Raw genomic sequence first — 19,277 nt, 5'->3', positions numbered from 1 at the left:
TTCCTAACAAATACGGGGGTGAAAAAGGTGGTTCAACCTGCTCCAACCGAATTCGAATACTACTTGAACGAGACCGATCAACCGTTTGCCGGGTGGGATTTCTCGCATCTTACCGATACGGGAAGAATGCGGGAGTTTCCGCTTCGCTGGAATTATTACGTTCTCGTCCGGGAACGGCTGTCCGCCGTCCGGTCGCTGCTCGATATGGGCACAGGCGGGGGCGAGTTTCTCGCTTCGCTCGCGCCGCTTCCGGCGGATACCGTGGCGACCGAAGGCTACGAGCCGAATATCCCGGTTGCCGCAGAAAAGCTGAAGCCGCTGGGCGTACCGGTCGTGCCGGTGAAAGACGACGAGCGTCTTGCTTTGGAGGACGCCCGATTCGAGTTGGTCATCAACCGTCACGAATCGTTCGCTCCGCAGGAAGTTGCCCGCATCCTGAAGCCGGGCGGAACGTTCCTTACGCAGCAGGTCGGCGGGGATAACGACAGGGAAATCAACGATTGGCTCGGCGCACCGCCGTTCGAGCTTGTCGATTGGCGCCTTGAAGTGGCGGCGGAGGGGCTGGAGCGTGCCGGATTGCGGATCACATCCCGCGACGAAGAACACACGAAGACAAGGTTCTACGATATCGGAGCCATCATTTATTATCTGCAGGCGATCCCATGGCAGATTCCGGATTTCTCCGTCCGGAAGTATGAGAGCGCCCTGAGAGAAATACATGCTCATATTCACAAGCACGGCTATATCGATACGACGTGCAGCCGGTTTATTTTGACGGCCGTTAAGCCGTGAATTTAATGCTTATATCTGGACAGAGGTTTTTGTTCGATGCTTGACTCCCGGTCATTGCCATGATTTGAATCTTATTATACTAGGAGGTCGTACGTCCCATGACAAACCATTGGATAACGAACGTTCGAGTCGCGCTTGCCGATCAAGTGCTGCCGCTGGCTTCCGTGCTTGTTGAAAACGGGCGGATCGCCGCAGTGAAGGAAGGGGGGCATGAGGCACCGAATGTTATCGACGGTCAAGGCGGGCTGTTGATCCCCGGGATGATCGACGTTCACATTCACGGAGCGGACGGGTTCGACATGATGGACGGCACGCCCGAGAGCATCGAAGCGGTGTCCCGCGCCTGCGTGCGCACCGGCTGCACTTCGTTTCTGGCGACTTCGGTCAGCTCGACGATCGAGCAGCTTCTGACGATGATCGAGTGCGTGCGCCGTGTGGCCGGGAATGAACCCGGAGCGCGAATTGCCGGAATCCATATGGAAGGCCCTTATTTGCATCCGAAGCGGAAAGGCATGCAGAACGAGCGCTACCTGCGGCATCCCGATCTCGCGGAGATGGAAGAGATCCTCCGGCAGACGGGCGATCTGATGAAGATGGTGACCCTGGCTCCTGAACTTCCCGGCGGCAAAGAGCTTGTGGCCTATTTGGCTGCCAAAGGAATCATCGTCGCTCTTGCGCACTCCGATGCGACCTACGAGGAAGCGAAAGAGGCGTTCGCGCTGGGCGCCAGCCACATGACGCACTGCTTCAACGGGATGCGGCCGATTCATCATCGCGAGCCCGGTCTGATCGTCGCGGCGCTCGAGGACGAACGCGTCAGCTTGCAGGCGATCGTCGACGGCGTCCATCTGCATCCGGCCATCGTCCGGCTGATGCACCGGGTGAAAGGTCCGGAAGGCATGGTGCTCATTACCGATGCGCTGCAGGCGATGGGGCTTGGTGACGGCACGTACTTGTTCGGCGGCCATCAGGTGGAAGTGAAGGACGGCGTCGCCCGGCTCCAGGACGGCTCGCTTGCCTCCAGCACGGTCACGATGAACATGGCGCTCCGCCAGACGGTAGAGCTGGGCATCCCGCTGTATGAAGCCGTAGCGATGGCTTCGATGACACCGGCCCGCATTCTCGGCTTGGCCGGCAAGGGAAGGATTGAGCCGGGCGCCGACGCCGATATCGTGCTGCTGGACGCGGATTATAACGTCCGGTGGACGATGATCGAAGGCGAAATTGTTTACGGCCAAACGAAATAAAGTGAAAAAGGACAGACCGAGCGGAAGTTCACTCGGCTGTCCTTTTGTTGTTGAGAGGGGCTTCTCCCGGCAGTATCCATTCGCTCGATTGGCGGAACATCGGCTCGAACGGCACTAAAATTTTGATCGGCAGCGGGTACGGATCGCGGATGCATTGCAGCATCGTTTTTGCGGCAACAACACCGATCTCGTACGTCGGAATATGGATCGTGGACAGCGGCGGAATCGTGTAGCGCGACGGCTCGTTGTCGTCGAAGCCGACGATGGCGAATTCGCTCGGAATGCGGTAGCCTTTCTCGGCAATCGCCCGCATCGCCGCCATTGCCATAATGTCGCTTGCGGCAAAAACCGCCGTCGGCAAATCTTCGACGTGCTCGTCCAAATACCGCAGCATGAGCTGATAAGCATTGTTCGGCTCCCATCCGGCGTCGATGATCCGCTGCGCCCGGATCGGCAGCCCCGCCTGCTCCAAAGCCGCCCGGTATCCCCGGTAGCGTTTCTCCTTCTCGAATTTGCCGGAGCGTCCGGTGCCTCCGATAAACAAAATGTCTCGGTGGCCTTGTTCGATCAGATGATGGACGGCCTGGCGCGCCGCTTCCACCCGGTCGTACGATATCGTTGGAATGTCAGGGTCCGAAACGTCGATACCGACGATATTGCGCATGTGCTTTTTCAGATGGTTGTATAATTTGGTCTCGATGCCTTCGATGACGATCAAGCCCTCGACCTGGCTGTCCTGAACGGCATGCTTCAAAATTTCCGGCTTTTTCAGCTCTTCCTGCGTATAGGTGAAGGCGATTTTATAGCCGTGTCTGGCCAGTTCCTTCTCAATGCCGTCGCAAATGACCGAGAAGTAAGGGTGATAGTGGCGGTTCTGAAGCGTCGACACGACACAGCCGATGCCTCGGGCGCCTCTGCCGTCGTCACCGGACGATTTGATCTGATAGCCGAGCTCCCGGGCGACGTCCCATATTTTTTGTTTGGTTGCGGTATTCACGGTCCGGTTGGCGTCGTTGGCCAAGACACGGGACACCGTGGAGACGGACACGCCGACGCGGTCCGCGATATCTTTCAGTGTTGGCATAACGTAACCCCGCTTCTTATCGGATAATGAGAAAATTTGCCGCAAATTCTACTTTTCATGTTACGCAAAACGATGCGTCAGGTCAACCGAAATGATCACTGCAAAAAGAAATATATTTTTGCAATATTTGCCGCAAATAACTGAAAAATAATTGTTGACTTTGCGCAATGAAAGCGGTACATTTTGGATAGGAAATCGATTCCAATCCACGATGACGATCTACGAGAAAGGGGAACTCGAATGAAAGGTGCACAACGATTGACTAAGGCATCGCTTTTTGCCGCTCTGGGCTTATCCGTGGCACTATCCGGCTGCTCGCAAGCGCCGACGCCCGGTGCAGCTGGCGGCAATGCAAGCGGGGGGAACGGCCAAAAGGTGAAGCTGGTGTTTTGGAGCCATCAGGCGGACGCATTCAACGATAATTATAAGAAGCTGATCGACAGCTATATGAAAGCGCACCCAAATGTGGAAATCAGCTATCAAAGCTTCCCTTACGACGTCTATAACCAAAAGCTGAAAGCTTCGTTTTCCGCGCAAAATCCGCCGGACATCGCCGAGGTGTTCGGCACATGGGTGCCGGAATATTCCAAGAACGGCCTGCTGTCGGAGGTGCCCGGCGGCGAGGAGGCCGGCAAAGCGTACTACGAGGCCCCGCTGGGCGGGTTTAAGTGGGACGGCAAGCTGTACGGGCTTCCGCTCGAATTCAATATCGAGAACGGCGGCATGCTGGCGCATCCAAAAATGTTTAATGACAAAGGACTCGCTTATCCGCCGAAGACATGGACGGAGCTGGTCGACAGCGCCAAGGCTTTGACGGTGCGCGACGGCAGCGGCATGAAGGTGAAGGGCTTCGATTTCATCTCGGGGGACAACATTACGTTTACGTTCCTGTCGATGATTTTGCAGCAGAACGGCAAGTATTGGGGCAGCGACGGCCATGTCAATTTCCAGACGCCCGAGGCTGTGAAAGCGATGACGGCACTGAAGGATTTGGTTGTGCGGGATCAAGTGACCGATCTGACGGCCTTCGGGGGACAGCTCGATTCGTCCGACTACTTCTTCAAGGGCGGGGCGGCGATGACCTACCGGGGACCGTGGACGATTGCCGCCGGTCTGGACAATTACAAGGCTAAAGATTTCGAATACGTGCCGGTGCCGTCTTTTACCGACAATCCGCCGTCCTTTGCGGCCGAGTCCGGGTGGGGGCTGGTCGTTTCGAAGAAGAGCAAGGCGTCCAAGGAAGCGTGGGACTTTATTCAATTCCTCTCGTCGAAAGAAAATCTGAAGGCGTGGAACCTCGGCACCTTTACGGTACCGGCCAAGAAGGAGGTCGCGGAGGATCCGGAGTTCGCGAGCAAAAACCCGTTCATGAGGACATCCGTCAGCTTGTTGACGCATGGGCAATGGATCGGCCTCATCTGGGACCGCGACTATTTCTTTAAACAAATCAACGATCATTTCCAGCTCATGGTGAGCGGGAAGGAATCGGTGGAAAACGGATTGAAAGCGATTGAGAAGGCCGTCAATGATAGTCAAGATCAACACAAGTAAACCGGGAGTGTTAAGGGATGGAAAACAGCTCTAGTATACCCAGCAAGCCCGGCGGCAAAGCGCTCCGGAGCAGCGCAGCCGCCCAATACCGCAAGGAAAAACGGTTCGCGTTCGTATCGTTGACGCCGATTCTGCTGCTGTTCGGCCTGTTCGCCTTCGCTCCGATCGCCTGGAGCCTGATCTTATCGTTCTACAAATTCAGCCCGCTGGCGGACCAATCGCCGTTTGTCGGATTGGACAATTATGTCCGGCTGTTTCACGACGCCATCTTCTTGAAATCGCTGTGGGTGACGTTCAAGTTCGTCGCGTTCACGGTCGTCGTCAACATTGTCATTACGCTGCTGATTGCGCTCGGGATCCACCGGGTCCGTTCGCGGCGGCTGCGCAGTGTATTCCGGACCGTCTTTTTCCTGCCTGCGATCGCGCCGCTGTCCGGGTCGGCCGTCGTCTGGGGGACGATGTTCAGCGATCACGGCCTGTTCAACCTGGTGCTGAGCAAGCTGCACATCCCGCCGGTGCATTGGCTGAGCGATCCGAACTATGCGCTGTTGTCGGTTATTGTCATGACGCTGTGGGCGGACATCGGCTACAATATCGTGCTGTTCATCGCCGGGCTCGATTCAATCCCCGACATGTACTACGAAGCGGCGACGCTGGACGGCGCGAGCCGGTGGCACATGTTCCGGCATATCACGCTGCCGCTATTGAGCCGCTCGACGGTGTTCGTGACGGTCACGACCGTCGTCTCATATTTTCAGGCGTTCCCCCAATTCCAAGTCATGACCAAGGGGGAACCGTTCAACGAAACCCGGGTGCTCGCGCTGAACATTTACGATCAGGCATTCGGCAACTCGAATATGGGCTACGCTTCGGCGATGGCGGCGGTATTTCTGCTTATCATTTTGCTGGTGACGCTACTGCAGCTCAGATGGGGGCGGTCCCAATGGGAGCATTGAGAGGAGGCTGCGGAACATGAAAACGAAAACGACCTTATTCGACGGCGTGCTGATCGCGGTTTTAACCGTGGCCGCCTGCATCATGCTGCTTCCTTACCTGTGGATGGTGCTCTCGTCGCTCAAAAGCAACATGGAAATCATCTCCGCGACGCCGACGCTGCTGCCCGAGCAGCCGAGCTTCGCCGGGTACGAGACGGTGTTCCGGGAGGCGCCGTTCTGGAGATGGCTGGCGAACAGCGCGGTCACTTCGGTTCTGGTCACGGCCGCGACGTTGTTCACGAGCGCACTCGCTGGTTACATTTTCGCCAAGTACGAGTTTCCGGGCAAAAAGGTACTGTTCGTTCTTGTGCTGGGCACGATGATGATTCCGTTCCAGGTCATTATGATTCCGACGTACCTGATCGTCTCCAAGCTGGGTCTGATCAACCATCTGGCGGCGGTCATTCTGCCCAATCTGGTCAGCTCGTACGGCGTTTTTCTGGCGAAGCAGTTTATCGAGGATATTCCGAAGGATCTGATGGAGGCGGCCCGGATCGACGGAGCGGGCGAGCTGAAGGTGATGTGGCGGATCATTACGCCGCTGATTATGCCGATGCTGTCGGCGCTCGGGATTTTTACGTTCATGGCGTCGTGGAACAATTATTTGTGGCCGCTGATCGTGCTCAACGATACGGACAACATGACGGTGCCGCTCGCGCTGGTCTTTTTCAACGGGGCGCACACGGTCAACTACAATGTGGTCATGTCCGCCGCCGTGCTGATTACGGTTCCGGTCATTATCGTGTTCCTGCTTTTCCAGAAGCAGTTCATTAAGGGTTTGACGATGACGGGGATGAAGTGAGTTTTACATAAGTAAACAAAAGGACGGGAGAAGAGAGCGATGACAAAGATTGCGATTATCGGAGCGGGAAGCGCGTTTACCCGGGAGATTGTGATGGATATTTTCGGGATTTCCGGCATGGACGAGGGGATTATCGCCCTGGTCGATATCGATCCGGCCCGGCTCGCCATTGCGCGCGGATTGGTCGAGCGCATTGTTGAGATGACCGGCAAACGCTGGCAGGTGCTGGCGTCGACGGACCGCCGGGAAGTGCTGGCCGGCTCGAACTTTGTGATCAACCAGATCGAGGTCGTCGGGCTGGAAACGGTCAAGTACGAATTCGAAATTCCGCTAAAATACGGCGTAAAGCAATGCATCGGCGATACGCTGGGCCCGGGCGGCTTGTTCAAAACGCTGCGCACGCTGCCGAGCTGGATCGAAATCGTCCGGGATGTGGAGGAGCTGTGCCCGGATACGATCATTCTGAACTATACGAATCCGATGTCGGCGGTGACGCTGCTGACGTCGCGCATTACGGATATTCCAGTCGTCGGACTGTGCCATTCGATTCAAAATTCGTCGCGCCAGCTGGCGAAATATGCGGGCGTTCCGTACGAGGAATTGAAATGGAGAGCAGGCGGAATCAACCATATGTCCTGGTTCGTGGAATTGACGCATCTAGGGAAGGACCTGTATCCGGTGCTGCTGGACAAAATTCAAGACCCGGAGCTGCTGCGCAAAGACCCGGTCCGTTTCGACGCCTTGAAGTACCTCGGCGCGTTCGTCTCCGAATCGAGCGGCCATTTCTCCGAATACATTCCGTATTACCGCAAAAGGCAGGATCTGATCGACATGCACTGCAGTACGGGGTATAACGGGGCCACCGGCTTTTATGCGAACAACTGGCCGATCTGGCGGAAGAAGAACGACGAGGAAATTTTGCAGCAGCTGTCGGGCGAGCTTCCGCTCGAAATGAAATCGAGCCACGAGTATGCCGCCGTCATCATCGAGGCGATGGTGAAGAACGAGCCGAAGGTCATTTACGGTAACGTCGTCAATCAAGGGCTGATCTCGAACCTGCCGCAGGACGGCGTCGTCGAAGTCGCATGCATGGTGGACCGCAACGGCGTGAATCCGTGCCGCTTCGGCCGGCTGCCGGAGCATTTGGCCGCTTTGTGCCGAAGCAACATGGCGTTCTTCGAGCTGGCCGTATTGGCCGTGCTGGAGCGGGACAAGGACATGGCGCTGCACGCGCTGATGGTCGATCCGCTCACCTCCGCCGTCTGCTCGCTTGCCGAGATCAAGGCGATGTTCGAGGAGCTGTACGAGGCGGAGCGTGCGTTCGTGCCGGAGCTGAAGTAGAAAATCCGGTGAATAAATAGCGGAGCGTGCGGAATCGTTTTGGAGAAGCGTAAGCGTTCGCCTTTGTCCCCGGATTCTAACGACTAAAGGAGTTAATTCATAAGAATCTGGGGACAACAGCGATCGGAAAAATGATCTGCACGTGTAGCGTCTTTTTATTCACCGGACTTTTCCAAAGTAGAAAAAGGGAGGAAGAAACCATGTCTGTCGTCGTGTTTGGCGAATTGAACGTAGATATCATTATTTCGGGGAACGATCTGATGCCCGAATGGAACCGGGAGAAGCTGATCGACTCGTTCGACATCGTGCTCGGCTCCTCCTCGGCGATTACGGCATGCTCGTTGGCCGGACTCGGGCAGGACGTCCGGTTCGTCAGCGTCGTGGGGGAAGACGATTTCGGCCGGTTCTGCATCCGCGAGTTGGAGCGAATGGGCGTCGATACGTCGCATGTGAAGCGCGATCCGGAGCTGAAAACCGGCGTGACGATGTCCTTCTCGACACCGAGCGACCGAGGGTTGATGACGTATCCGGGCAGCATTCCGATGCTGCGGCCGCAGGATGTGCCGGACGCGCTGCTGAAGCAGACTGCCCACGTGCATTTCGGCTCGTATTTCCTGCAGGACGGCATGCGCGATCATTGGAAGCCGCTGTTCGAAACCGCGCGCAGACAGGGAAGCAGCACATCGTTCGACACGGGATGGGACGTGCACCAGCAGTGGCACCGGGCTTCGATTCACGCGCTGCTCGGCGCTACGGATCTGTTTATCCCGAGCGAAGAGGAGCTGCTGCACATTTACGGTGCTGCGACGCTCGAAGCGGTGTGGGAGCTGCTGCCGCCGGACGCGAGGCTGGTGGCGGTCAAACGCGGCGCGGCCGGCGCAGCGCTGTTTCAGCCGGGCACGACGCCGATGTCCGTCAAAGCCTACGATATCGTCCCGGTCGATACGACGGGGGCGGGGGACGCCTTTAACGCCGGGCTGATCCACGCCTATCTGGGCGGTCAGCGGGGCGAAGCGCTTCTCCGCTACGCCTGCGCCTGCGGAGCGATCGCCACGCAGGGCGTCGGCGGAACGGGACGACTGCCAACCGCGGAAGCGGTGGAGCGGCTGCAGACTTCCGTGGCGATTCGAAGCTGAGGCGCAGTTCATGAGACGCGGGCGGCCTGCCTGCGGGGCTTTTTTGCAGGGGGCCGCCTCATGCTCAGCTAAAGGAGGTGGTGTGCACCAGGCGACAGAAGTGGTTTTAGGGGAAGTCTGCAATGCAGCAGGTAGTAACTATGCCGATATCCAACGTTAAAGGAGATGAACGTTCGTGATCCGAATTCGAAACCAGGCGCCCCGCGTCATCGCAGCCGCCGCCATCCTTTTCGGCATGCTGGCAGCAAGTGTGGGAATGCCCCAAGCGCAAGCGAATCCCGTGACGTACTATGTGTCGACGTCAGGCAGCGATAGCAATCCCGGTACAAGCAGCAGCGCCCCGTGGAAAACGCTGCAATACGCCGCCGATCATGCTGTTCCGGGCAGCACCGTCTATGTATTGGGCGGGGTGTACAACCAGAAGTTGAAGATTTCAAAATCCGGATCGGCAGCCGCAGGACCGATCACCTTCGAGAGCTCTCCCGCTCAAGCGGCGATTATCGACGGAATCGGCTTGTCCGTGTCCGGCAGTGAGGGTCTCGTGGACATTGCCGATGCCAGCTACATCACGCTCAAAGGCTTCGAAATCCGCAACTACGCAACATCGGCCAAAGGCAAAATGCCGGTCGGCATCTTCGTCCGCGGTGCGGGCAGCCATATCGAGCTTCGCAACAACAACGTTCACCACATTAAGAACACCGCGACGCTCGGCTCGGATTTGGCCGGCCGGGATTCGCACGGCATCGCCGTGTACGGCACGAAAGCACCGGCAGCGCTAGAGCATGTCATCATCGACGGTAACACGCTGAGCGATCTGGTGCTCGGTTCCAGCGAATCGTTGGTGGTGAACGGGAATGTCGATTCATTCGAAATTACGAATAATCTCATTCACGACAACGACAATATCGGAATCGACGTTATCGGCTTCGAAGGAAAAGCGCCCAATCCGGCTTACGACCAAGCCCGAAACGGCCTGATTCGCGGCAATACCGTCTACAACATTACGTCCAACAACAACCCTTCCTACGGCAAAACGCTCCCGAACGATTCGAACGCAGCGGGCGGTATCTATGTGGACGGCGGAAAAGACACCGTGATCGAGCAAAACTACAGCTACAACAACGACATCGGCATTGAAATCGCCAGCGAGCATCAAGGTAAATCGACCAGCGGCGTCACGATCCGCAACAACCTGGTGTACGGCAACCGGTATACGGGCATTGCCATGGGCGGCTACGATACGAAGCGGGGATCGACGGTTAATTGCATCGTCGTCAACAATACGCTGTATAAGAACGATACGAAAAATCTCGGCGGCGGCCAACTGCTGCTCCAATATGACACGCAGAACAACATCGTCAAAAACAATATTATGGTGGCCAGCGCATCAAACATTTTGATTTATAACGAATATACGAAAAACAGCGGCAATGTTGTCGATTATAACTTGTACTACGCGCCGGGAGGCACTTCGAATGCGACCTGGACTTGGAAAAACAAGGAGTATACCGGTTTTGCCGCCTATAAGTCGGGAACGGGGAACGATACGCACTCCAAGTTTGCCGATCCCGGGTTCGTGAACGCATCGGCAAACAATTTTCATTTGAAAGCAACCTCTCCTGCGATGAACGCCGGGTCGACGGAGCCGGCCATCATCGGTGCCACGGATCTCGACGGGCAGCCAAGAGTGCAGGGGAGCGGCGTCGATATCGGCGCGTACGAAGCCACGCCTTAACTTGGAAAGCCTGCAGGGCGTTCATTTAAGTTTGAGAAGATTCGAGCAGAAGAGAAGATAAGTACGGGAGAGCGCCGCATGGATGCGGGAGCTCTCCCGTTTTTCATTTTTATCGGACGGTTACGGCTCAATGCCATACTGCTCGATCTTCCGGTACAGCGTCGTCCTGCCGATGTCGAGGAGGGCGGCGGATTTGCTGAGGTTCCAGCCGGTCGACCGCAGCGCCCGCTGGATCGCTCCGATCTCCGCATCCCTTAATGTCGGCACGGACGGACCGTCACTCCTGCATTCAAAGGTGTCCGTTTGGTCAAGTTCGTCAAAATGCAGATGCTCGGGACGGATCGGCCCTTCTCCTGCGAGAAACGAAGCTTGCGTCAGCACGCCGTGCAGCTCACGGATATTGCCAGGCCAGCCATAGCGCAGCAGCTTGCGCTTCGTTTCTTCCGGCAGCTGGTGGTGCGGGCAGCCGTTCTTATGCAGCCAATGCTCGACGAGCGTCAACAGATCGGATCGTTCTCGCAAGGAAGGCAACGTGATCTGGATGCCCTTCAGCCGATAGTATAAGTCCGCGCGGAAGCGCCCTTCCTTGATTTCCAGCGGCAAATGCTTGTGTGTGGCCGCGACGATTCGCACATCGATGCGTCTCGATTTGGTGCTGCCGACAGGCGTGACGGTACGCTCCTGCAGCACGCGCAGCAGCGCCGCCTGTGCGCGCAGCGACATATCCCCGATCTCGTCCAAAAAAATCGTTCCCGTATGCGCCGCCTCGAATTTACCCGTACTTCCCTCCCGGTTTGCTCCCGTGAACGCTCCGCGCTCGTAGCCGAACCATTCGCTTTCCACCAGACTATCCGGAATCGCGCCGCAGTTGACGGCAATGAAAGGGCGGTCCGCCCGCAGACTTGCCGAGTGGATCGATTGGGCGAACAGCTCTTTGCCCGTACCGCTTTCACCGAGCAGAAGGACGGGAATATCGGTGAGTGCCGCTTTGGAGGCCAGTTCCTTCTTTTCCACAAAATTGGGACATATCCCGGCGATGTCGGAGAAGCTGTAGAGGCCGTGCCGGCCTTCTTGCGGCTTGCGGACAGCTACGGAGCGCGAGACGGTGCGGTTGCTGTCCTGAATGGTTTTGACCGAAAAGCCCTCGATGCCGTTGAACGGCTTGCCGATCGCATCTTTGCCTACGGCCCGCAGCGCCGCCTGGTTCGCCCGTATGATCCGATTGTCCCTGTCGAGCGACAGCAGCGGGAGCGGGTTATGGTTCGCGGTGAATTCAAGCTCTTGAAGTGTCACGAGATGATCCTGCTTCTCCTCATCCAGCAGCAGCCGGTTTTGCAGCGATTCCGCAACCATAACGGCAAGGGTCAGACTGTAGTGGTGGTAGGTCTCCCGCTTGCCACTGAAATTGATGACGCCGATCAGCTCGCCTGTCGGACTGAAAATCGGGGAAGAAGCGCAGGTAAGAAAAGCGTTGGCCTGGCAAAAATGCTCCGCCGCATGGACGCGGACGGGAATTTTTTCGGTGATGGCGACGCCGATCGCATTGGTGCCTTTGCGTTTCTCGTCCCATACGGCCCCGACTTGCAGTTGAACGGCTTCCGCCCGTTTCGAAAAGCCGGGGTCCCCGGCAGCGTACAGAATGCAGCCTTGGGCATCGATAAGCAGGGCCGTTTGGCCGGACTGCTGAATAAAAGGTTTAATGGTGTCGAAAATTTGCGAGGCATGACGTACGAGTGTTGCGTTTTCTTTCAATCGCTCCTGAAAGAGCTTTCCGGTCAGCAGACGGTCATCAAACGGGTCGGTCGGCTTCAGTCCGTACCGCTGGCAGCGCTTCCATGAGCTGGCTACAACCTCCGAATAAATCTGAATGTCCAAGGATGACAAGAAAGACACCTCCGGAAACATCAATATAGGTATAGAATATCACAACCTGCAAAGGTTCACCATTTGTTCACAGCAATTGTTCTATTTTGAACCAGAAAGAACGGAGGAAGTGTTCCGGAATGAAACAACTTTTAATAAAACGCTTTCAAAATTTCCTTATGTGACGCAGTTCACACGTATTGGCACGCTTTTTGCTTTATTTATAGCGAAGTCAAAAAACATATCTCAAGGGGAGGAATTCATCAAGATGAAAGCGGCCGTTGTGAATGAGTTTCACCAGCAATTGGAGATTAAAGACGTACCCGTGCCGGAGATTGGCCACGGCGAAGTGCTCGTCAAGATTAAAGCGTGCGGGGTTTGCCATACCGATCTGCATGCCGCTCACGGAGATTGGCCGGTCAAACCGAAGCTGCCGCTTATTCCGGGGCATGAAGGCGTTGGCGAAATCGTGGCGCTGGGCGAAGGCGTGACTTCGCTTAAGGTCGGGGACCGCGTCGGGATTCCTTGGCTCTATTCCGCGTGCGGCGAATGCGATTATTGTTTGACGGGATGGGAGACGCTCTGCAAAAACCAGCTCAACGCAGGCTATTCGGTGGACGGCGGGTATGCCGAGTACTGCAAAGCGCCGGCCGCTTATGTGGCGAAAATTCCGGATAGCTTAAGCTACGTGGATGCGGCTCCGATCTTCTGCGCAGGCGTGACGACGTATAAGGCGCTCAAGGTGACGGGGGCGAAGCCCGGCGAGTGGGTTGCCATTTACGGCATCGGCGGACTCGGCCATGTTGCGCTCCAGTATGCCAAAGCGATGGGTTACCATGTCGTCGCCGTCGATATTCATGATGATAAGCTGGAGCTTGCCATGGCTTTGGGAGCCGACTTGACCGTCAACGGGCAGAAGGAAGACCCTACCGAAGCGATAGAGCGGGAAATCGGAGGAGCGCATGCCGCAATCAGCGTCGCCGTGACACCGAAAGCGTTCGAGCAGGCTTACCGTTCGGTTCGCCGTGGCGGCACGCTGGTCGTCGTCGGACTGCCGAATGCGGATTTGCCGATCCCGATTTTCGACACCGTGTTGAACGGCGTAACGGTCAAGGGCTCGATTGTCGGCTCGCGGAAAGATTTGCAGGAAGCGTTGGATTTTGCGGCGCGGGGCAAGGTGAAGACGAATATCGAAACGCAGTCGCTGGACCGGATCAATGAAGTGTTCGACCGGCTGCAAAAAGGTCAGGTCAACGGACGTGTCGTTCTGACGCTCGATTAACGGTACAAGGCATACATTCGAATCCGCCGCATACATCTGTATCAACACATATACCTATTCATAATCTATCCAATCCAACCGTGGGAGGACGAAACGATGATCTATGCACAACCAGGACAAACCGGAGCCAAGGTGACGTTCAAGAAGCGCTACGAAAACTTTATCGGCGGTCAATGGGTCGCGCCGGTGAAAGGGCAGTATTTTGACAATATTACGCCTGTGACGGGTCAAGCCTTTTGCGAGGTTCCCCGCTCTACGGCGGAAGATATCGAGCTGGCCCTGGACGCAGCCCATGCCGCCAAAGACGCTTGGGGCCGCACGTCGGCAGCTGCACGCGCGCAAATTTTGAACAAAATCGCGGACCGTATGGAAGCGAATTTGGAGCTGCTCGCCGTCGCGGAGACGTGGGACAACGGCAAGCCGATCCGGGAGACGCTTGCCGCCGACCTGCCGCTGGCCATCGATCATTTCCGTTATTTCGCCGGTTGCATCCGTACAGAGGAGGGCACGCTAGGGGAAGTGGACAGCGATACGGTCGCCTATCATTTCCATGAGCCGCTAGGCGTCGTCGGGCAGATCATTCCGTGGAACTTCCCGCTGCTGATGGCAACGTGGAAAATCGCACCTGCGCTGGCGGCCGGCAACTGCGTCGTGCTCAAGCCTGCGGAGCAGACGCCGGCGTCGATTCTCGTGCTCGCGGAGCTGATTGCCGACCTGCTGCCGGCCGGCGTGCTGAACATCGTGAACGGCTTCGGCCTCGAAGCCGGCAAGCCGCTCGCTTCGAGCAGCCGCATCGCCAAGATCGCATTCACCGGCGAAACGACGACGGGACGCTTGATCATGCAATATGCTTCGCAGAACATCATCCCAGTCACATTGGAGCTCGGCGGGAAGTCGCCCAATCTGTTCTTCGAGGATGTGTACGCCAAGGATGACGCTTTCCTGAACAAAGCGATTGAAGGCTTCGTGCTGTTCGCGCTGAATCAAGGCGAAGTGTGCACCTGCCCATCCCGCGCACTCATTCAGGAGTCGATCTACGACCAGTTCATGGAGCGGGCCTTGCAGCGGGTAGCGGCGATCAAGCAGGGCAACCCGCTCGATACGGAAACGATGATCGGCGCGCAGGCGTCCTCCGAGCAGGTCGAGAAAATCATGTCTTACCTGAGCATCGGGAAGCAGGAAGGAGCCGAATGTCTGATCGGCGGAGACCGGGCGGCGCTCGAAGGAGACCTGAGCGGCGGTTATTACGTTCAGCCGACGGTATTCAAAGGCCACAACAAAATGCGTATTTTCCAAGAGGAAATTTTCGGGCCGGTCGTTTCCGTTACGACCTTCAAGGATCAGGAGGAAGCGTTGGCCATCGCCAACGATACGCTGTACGGACTGGGTGCCGGACTGTGGACTCGGGATATCAACACGGCTTACCGGTTCGGAAGAAACATTCAGGCTGGCCGAGTCTGGACAAACTGCTATCATGCCTATCCGGCGCATGCGGCGTTCGGCGGGTACAAGGGCTCCGGGATTGGCCGCGAGACGCATAAGATGATGCTGTCGCATTACCAGCAAACGAAAAACCTGCTGGTCAGCTACAGCACGGACGCCTTGGGCTTCTTCTGATCCGGAGGCGCGATGGATACCGTCCCGAAGGTGTTCGCAACGGACGAAGCGTTGGCCTTAATCCGGCTGCTCCAGGACAAACACGGCCCCGTCATGTTCCATCAATCGGGAGGCTGCTGCGACGGCAGCTCTCCCATGTGCTATCCGGAGGGGGAATTCTTGATCGGGGAACAGGACGTCCGGCTCGGCGAGATCGGCGGCGCTTCGTTCTATATGAGTCAAGCTCAATATGACTATTGGAAGTATACACAGCTAATCATTGACGTGGTGTCCGGGAGAGGCGGCATGTTTTCACTTGAAGGCCCGGAGGGCGTCCGGTTTTTGACCCGGTCGCGCGTGTTTACCGACGAGGAGCGGAAAGCGCTCGGATTGTTGTAATCCTGTCGGCAGGTTGTTGTGGAGAACGCTTTTGACTATACTAGGGCTGTAAATTCGATGCTCCTTCGAGTACAGGGGGTAGACGATGACAGCCTAATCTGATCGCAAAGTCCTTGTTACATGCAAGGGCTTTTTTGCCTTTCCAATCTAACGTATAAAGGATTCGATAAAAAAACATTATATTACAGAACTATATCATACAAACCAAGGAGGATCTGCATGTCACAGTTATTGGATGCCCGCGCGCGAGAGCAAGGGACCAGATTTCTCATTTATCCGCAAAATAAAACGGTGCCAGGATTCGAACAGCCCGAAGTGGTATACATCAATGTTCCGCCCGGATCCGTTCAAGCCGGACCCGAAGATGAAAGAATGTACGTCGTCGATGCTTTGGATAAGATCCCGTTCGGGTTCAACGGTTCACCTGATTTTGCGTACCGATATCAAGGTCCTCATGCCCCTCCGGTTCAACCCAATGCTGAAGGTCATTTCGATCATCTCCGTCCTGGAGATCGCGCATTTTCGGCAGCCACGATGTACGCGACGGTTCGGAGGGTGATGGATATTTGGGAAGATTATTTCGGGAGGACGATTCCTTGGCCGTTTAATCCACCCAAGCTCCTGTTAATTCCTCGGGTGGAATGGGGGAATGCCCATTCCGGATTGGAAGGTTTTCTCGAGTTTGGTTTTCCCGCTAGGCCAGACAGACATGGTTTGGATTACGATAATCCCTACTGCGAAAATTTTGACGTTCTGGCGCACGAGATGGGACATACGATCAAATACTCCGTCATCGGTGTCCCGCAAATTCAAATCACGGATGAATACGGAGGACATCACGAAGCTTTTGGCGATCTTGTGGCTATTGTATCCACGTTACATTTTGATTCGGTCCTCGACATTCTACTGCATAGCACCAAGGGGAACTTGTTTTCGGTAAACGAATTGTCTCGGATGGGCGAATTGCGAAATGGACGGTCTATCCGGATAGCATTCAACAATAAGAAAATGTCAACGGTGGGCCGGGAGGCGCACGATTTGTCTGAACCGTTTACAGGCGGGGCGTTCGATATTTTGGTGGAAATGTTCCAAATCAATTTGATCGAGCGTGGACTCATCTCGCAGCAGCTGGGGGATCGTGCTTATTCGGCTCATTTTGAACAGGTTCCGGAGGTTCAGCAGCAATTCACAGCGCTGTATCAAGGCAAGGAGAAGGAATTCAAAGATGCGCTGTTAGATGCAAGGGATCGTTTCGGTAAGTTAATGGCAACCGCTTGGAGCAATACGTCCAAAGAAGATCTGCATTATGGGAAGGTGCTGCAGGATATCTTGAACGCCGACCGGCAGTTATACAATGGAAAATACGAACGGACAATTCGCAGTTGCTTCGATTGGCGCGAAATTACGACGAATACAGCAATTGAGGCCCCGCGGCTTGAAACCCATCTTGTGGACGAACTTGTAATGGTATGAGCGGGTTAGCGGGATCATCCATGGGACCGGGGACATCTCGTTCGAAGACGTGACGTGTGTTTTTACAAGGCCCATCAATCCCGATAGCGATCGGGAGTATTGCGGCAATCACCGCCCATCAGGGTGCGGTATTCCAATCCCGGCTGCATTCTGGAAGATCATTTTCTACGGTCCGCCGCTATTATTATGAAGCAAGATAAATTTTTGAATCGGGTGCTTCAATAAGCAGGAAGGAAAGAGCAGGGGGTTACGCCTCTGCTTTTTTTATTTGTTGAGAATTATTAATTCTCGTAATGTGGCAAACGGCCGCATCTATTATAGAGGAACGGGGATGTGCTAAATGATTTTGCGGTGACCGCCGCCTGAACTAGGGGAATTGAGATTCGCTATCCGTGTCGAAAAATAGTAAAAAGCTATCTGTGCAGCATAATAGCGCATCTGAGTTCCTCTAAGCTGTCAAATCGGCCGGTGGGAGGCAGGATAGCGCATCGTGGTTCCTCTATAGTTAGCTCATAGGGTGCAGCTGTCTTGGGGTAAGGGTTCCAATTTTTCGGGGCAATGGGGTGGAGCGGGGTTCGAATGACAGGATAATTCGATTATCATTATGTTTTCCCAGGTTATTTCGGATCATTTCTGATACTCTTATAAAAGAGGTACCTAGTCGTAGTAACGGATTGGAGAGTGGAAGCATGATCGATAGGGAAAAAATCAAACCAACCGCCCATGAATTGATGGAAATGCATGTTGAGGCCATGTTTACACATGATCGGAACATGAGGCTTCGCACAATAAACGAGCCATGGCCCGGAGAGCCTTCCGCCCCTCGGTTTTTCTTAGGGCGAACGATAGAGGGTTCGGCTCTTTGTCGGTTTCGGTATGATGTCCCGGATACGCTTGCCCGGCAATTGGAGGCGTTGTGTGCTGACGAACCGATCGTAAGAGATTTTCAAACGAATCCGAAGCATTTCGAGGCTTATATGAACCTCCTTCAAAGCGAACGCTTCACGATGGGACCTTGCTATCTTATTCCTGACACCACCGTGCCGACAATGGAAGTAGTCAGTGTCACTCGTGAAAATATGACCGAATTATTGCGCGGCGGCTTCGAATGGCTGATCTCGGAAATCGACTATGCCCAGCCCTGCATAGCACTCGTACGCGATGCCAGGGCCGTCTCGATCTGCCGCAGCGTCCGCATCACATCCCGGGCGCACGAAGCAGGACTTGAGACTTTGGACGGGTTTCGCGGGAGGGGATATGCCGCTTCCGTAGTTGCTGGATGGGCGATGGTGGTGCGGAACATGGAGTGCATCCCGTTATACAGCACTTTGTGCGATAATTTATCGTCTCAGAATGTGGCAAGAAAAACGGGCTTGTCCTTCTATGGAGTCAATTTCACCATCGCTTGACCTCATGCCGTGTCAGTGAAATTTCGATAGCTCGTTAGCTTTTATAAACCCGTCTTTGTAAAGCGGAAGAACAGCTTTGAAGATGTCCACCAGGGAGCAATGGGTCACATCTTGTACATAGCCCCGCTCCCGAAGCTCGCGTCCACTCGAAGAATCCCCGATCAATTCGGCGGAAGTAAAGGACGAAGGCGACAACGAGTGGCCGCCCCATTTTTCCGCTTCCGCTCTTCCCCGTACGAGCTGTGCATTTAACTCATCCGCATAAGCTTTAGCTTTTTCATTGATGGGTGGGGGATACGGATAAATTTCCGCTCCGTGCTCAACAGCTGTCACGACGGTGGAAGAGAAGCTAAGCACATCCACGATGAGTACTTCGCCAGCGGTGGACATCCCGGTGACGGATACTAATTTGCGGTGGCGCGCATTTGATAAACTTTAAGGATAGGGACCTGAGCGAGAATGAAAGCTCAGGCTTTTTTACGTTTTTGTAATGCGGCCGCCGTTATTTTTATTCGATTGTAACGGTTCGGGCGGTAAGATAGGTCATGTACGAAATAACTTCATAAACCCCT

Annotated in this window: 16 protein-coding genes; 13 read left to right on the top strand and 3 right to left on the bottom strand. The window is 55.4% G+C overall.

Features of this window, described 5'->3' with window-relative positions; translation table 11 throughout:
• The first annotated feature begins 27 nt into the window (after positions 1-27).
• Entirely contained in the window at positions 28-792 is a 765-nt protein-coding gene (locus NI000_RS07180; protein ID WP_253409105.1) for a class I SAM-dependent methyltransferase, read from the top strand.
• Between the two features lie 98 nt (positions 793-890).
• Positions 891-2,039, top strand: a complete 1,149-nt coding sequence (gene nagA / locus NI000_RS07175) for an N-acetylglucosamine-6-phosphate deacetylase (protein ID WP_253409103.1) — start codon at positions 891-893, stop codon at positions 2,037-2,039.
• A gap of 28 nt (positions 2,040-2,067) precedes the next feature.
• On the opposite strand, the gene NI000_RS07170 is transcribed toward nagA, so the two are convergent.
• A complete protein-coding gene (locus NI000_RS07170) occupies positions 2,068-3,123 on the bottom strand; it encodes a LacI family DNA-binding transcriptional regulator (protein WP_253409102.1) in 1,056 nt (351 codons plus the stop codon).
• Between the two features lie 240 nt (positions 3,124-3,363).
• Between NI000_RS07170 and NI000_RS07165 the strand changes: the two genes are divergently transcribed.
• The 6 genes from NI000_RS07165 (at position 3,364) to NI000_RS07140 (ending at position 10,683) form a co-directional block, all read left to right on the top strand.
• On the top strand, positions 3,364-4,674 hold the full coding sequence (locus NI000_RS07165) for an ABC transporter substrate-binding protein (protein ID WP_253409100.1): 1,311 nt from the start codon (positions 3,364-3,366) through the stop codon (positions 4,672-4,674).
• A gap of 17 nt (positions 4,675-4,691) precedes the next feature.
• Positions 4,692-5,630 (top strand): carbohydrate ABC transporter permease, encoded by a 939-nt coding sequence (locus NI000_RS07160; protein WP_253409098.1) that lies wholly within the window; start codon positions 4,692-4,694, stop codon positions 5,628-5,630.
• A gap of 16 nt (positions 5,631-5,646) precedes the next feature.
• Positions 5,647-6,471, top strand: coding sequence for a carbohydrate ABC transporter permease (locus NI000_RS07155; protein WP_253409096.1), 825 nt, complete (start codon positions 5,647-5,649; stop codon positions 6,469-6,471).
• Between the two features lie 39 nt (positions 6,472-6,510).
• Positions 6,511-7,812, top strand: a complete 1,302-nt coding sequence (gene melA / locus NI000_RS07150) for an alpha-galactosidase (protein WP_253409094.1) — start codon at positions 6,511-6,513, stop codon at positions 7,810-7,812.
• 200 nt (positions 7,813-8,012) lie between these two features.
• Entirely contained in the window at positions 8,013-8,948 is a 936-nt protein-coding gene (locus NI000_RS07145; RefSeq protein WP_253409092.1) for a carbohydrate kinase family protein, read from the top strand.
• A 184-nt stretch (positions 8,949-9,132) separates the two neighbouring features.
• Complete coding sequence (locus NI000_RS07140) at positions 9,133-10,683, top strand: choice-of-anchor Q domain-containing protein (RefSeq protein WP_375540956.1); 1,551 nt, start codon at positions 9,133-9,135, stop codon at positions 10,681-10,683.
• Between the two features lie 120 nt (positions 10,684-10,803).
• Here the strand turns inward: NI000_RS07140 and NI000_RS07135 are convergent, their stop codons facing one another.
• Positions 10,804-12,567 carry a sigma-54-dependent Fis family transcriptional regulator gene (locus NI000_RS07135; protein WP_309247878.1) on the bottom strand — a complete coding sequence of 588 codons (1,764 nt, stop codon included), beginning with the start codon at positions 12,565-12,567 and terminating at the stop codon, positions 10,804-10,806.
• A 247-nt stretch (positions 12,568-12,814) separates the two neighbouring features.
• Here NI000_RS07135 and adhP point away from each other — a divergent pair, with 247 nt between their 5' ends.
• The 5 genes from adhP (at position 12,815) to aac(2')-IIb (ending at position 18,705) form a co-directional block, all read left to right on the top strand.
• Entirely contained in the window at positions 12,815-13,828 is a 1,014-nt protein-coding gene (gene adhP / locus NI000_RS07130) for an alcohol dehydrogenase AdhP (RefSeq protein ID WP_036680493.1), read from the top strand.
• Positions 13,829-13,924: 96 nt separating this feature from the next.
• Positions 13,925-15,445: an aldehyde dehydrogenase gene (gene adh, locus NI000_RS07125; protein WP_253409090.1), complete on the top strand. Its 1,521-nt coding sequence runs from the start codon at positions 13,925-13,927 to the stop codon at positions 15,443-15,445.
• A gap of 12 nt (positions 15,446-15,457) precedes the next feature.
• Entirely contained in the window at positions 15,458-15,823 is a 366-nt protein-coding gene (locus NI000_RS07120; protein ID WP_253409088.1) for a DUF779 domain-containing protein, read from the top strand.
• Positions 15,824-16,042: 219 nt separating this feature from the next.
• The gene (locus NI000_RS07115) at positions 16,043-17,296 is read left to right on the top strand and encodes a hypothetical protein (RefSeq protein WP_253409086.1); all 1,254 of its coding nucleotides are present in this window, start codon (positions 16,043-16,045) and stop codon (positions 17,294-17,296) included.
• Positions 17,297-17,985: 689 nt separating this feature from the next.
• Positions 17,986-18,705: a kasugamycin N-acetyltransferase AAC(2')-IIb gene (gene aac(2')-IIb / locus NI000_RS07110; RefSeq protein ID WP_253409084.1), complete on the top strand. Its 720-nt coding sequence runs from the start codon at positions 17,986-17,988 to the stop codon at positions 18,703-18,705.
• A gap of 12 nt (positions 18,706-18,717) precedes the next feature.
• On the opposite strand, the gene NI000_RS07105 is transcribed toward aac(2')-IIb, so the two are convergent.
• A complete protein-coding gene (locus NI000_RS07105; protein ID WP_253409083.1) occupies positions 18,718-19,095 on the bottom strand; it encodes a 2-phosphosulfolactate phosphatase in 378 nt (125 codons plus the stop codon).
• Positions 19,096-19,277: the final 182 nt, after the last annotated feature.

Origin of the sequence: Paenibacillus tyrphae (assembly GCF_024158745.1) — a bacterium.
In the GTDB taxonomy this organism is placed as follows: domain Bacteria; phylum Bacillota; class Bacilli; order Paenibacillales; family NBRC-103111; genus Paenibacillus_G; species Paenibacillus_G tyrfis_A.
This window is presented reverse-complemented; position numbering and strand designations above follow the sequence as displayed.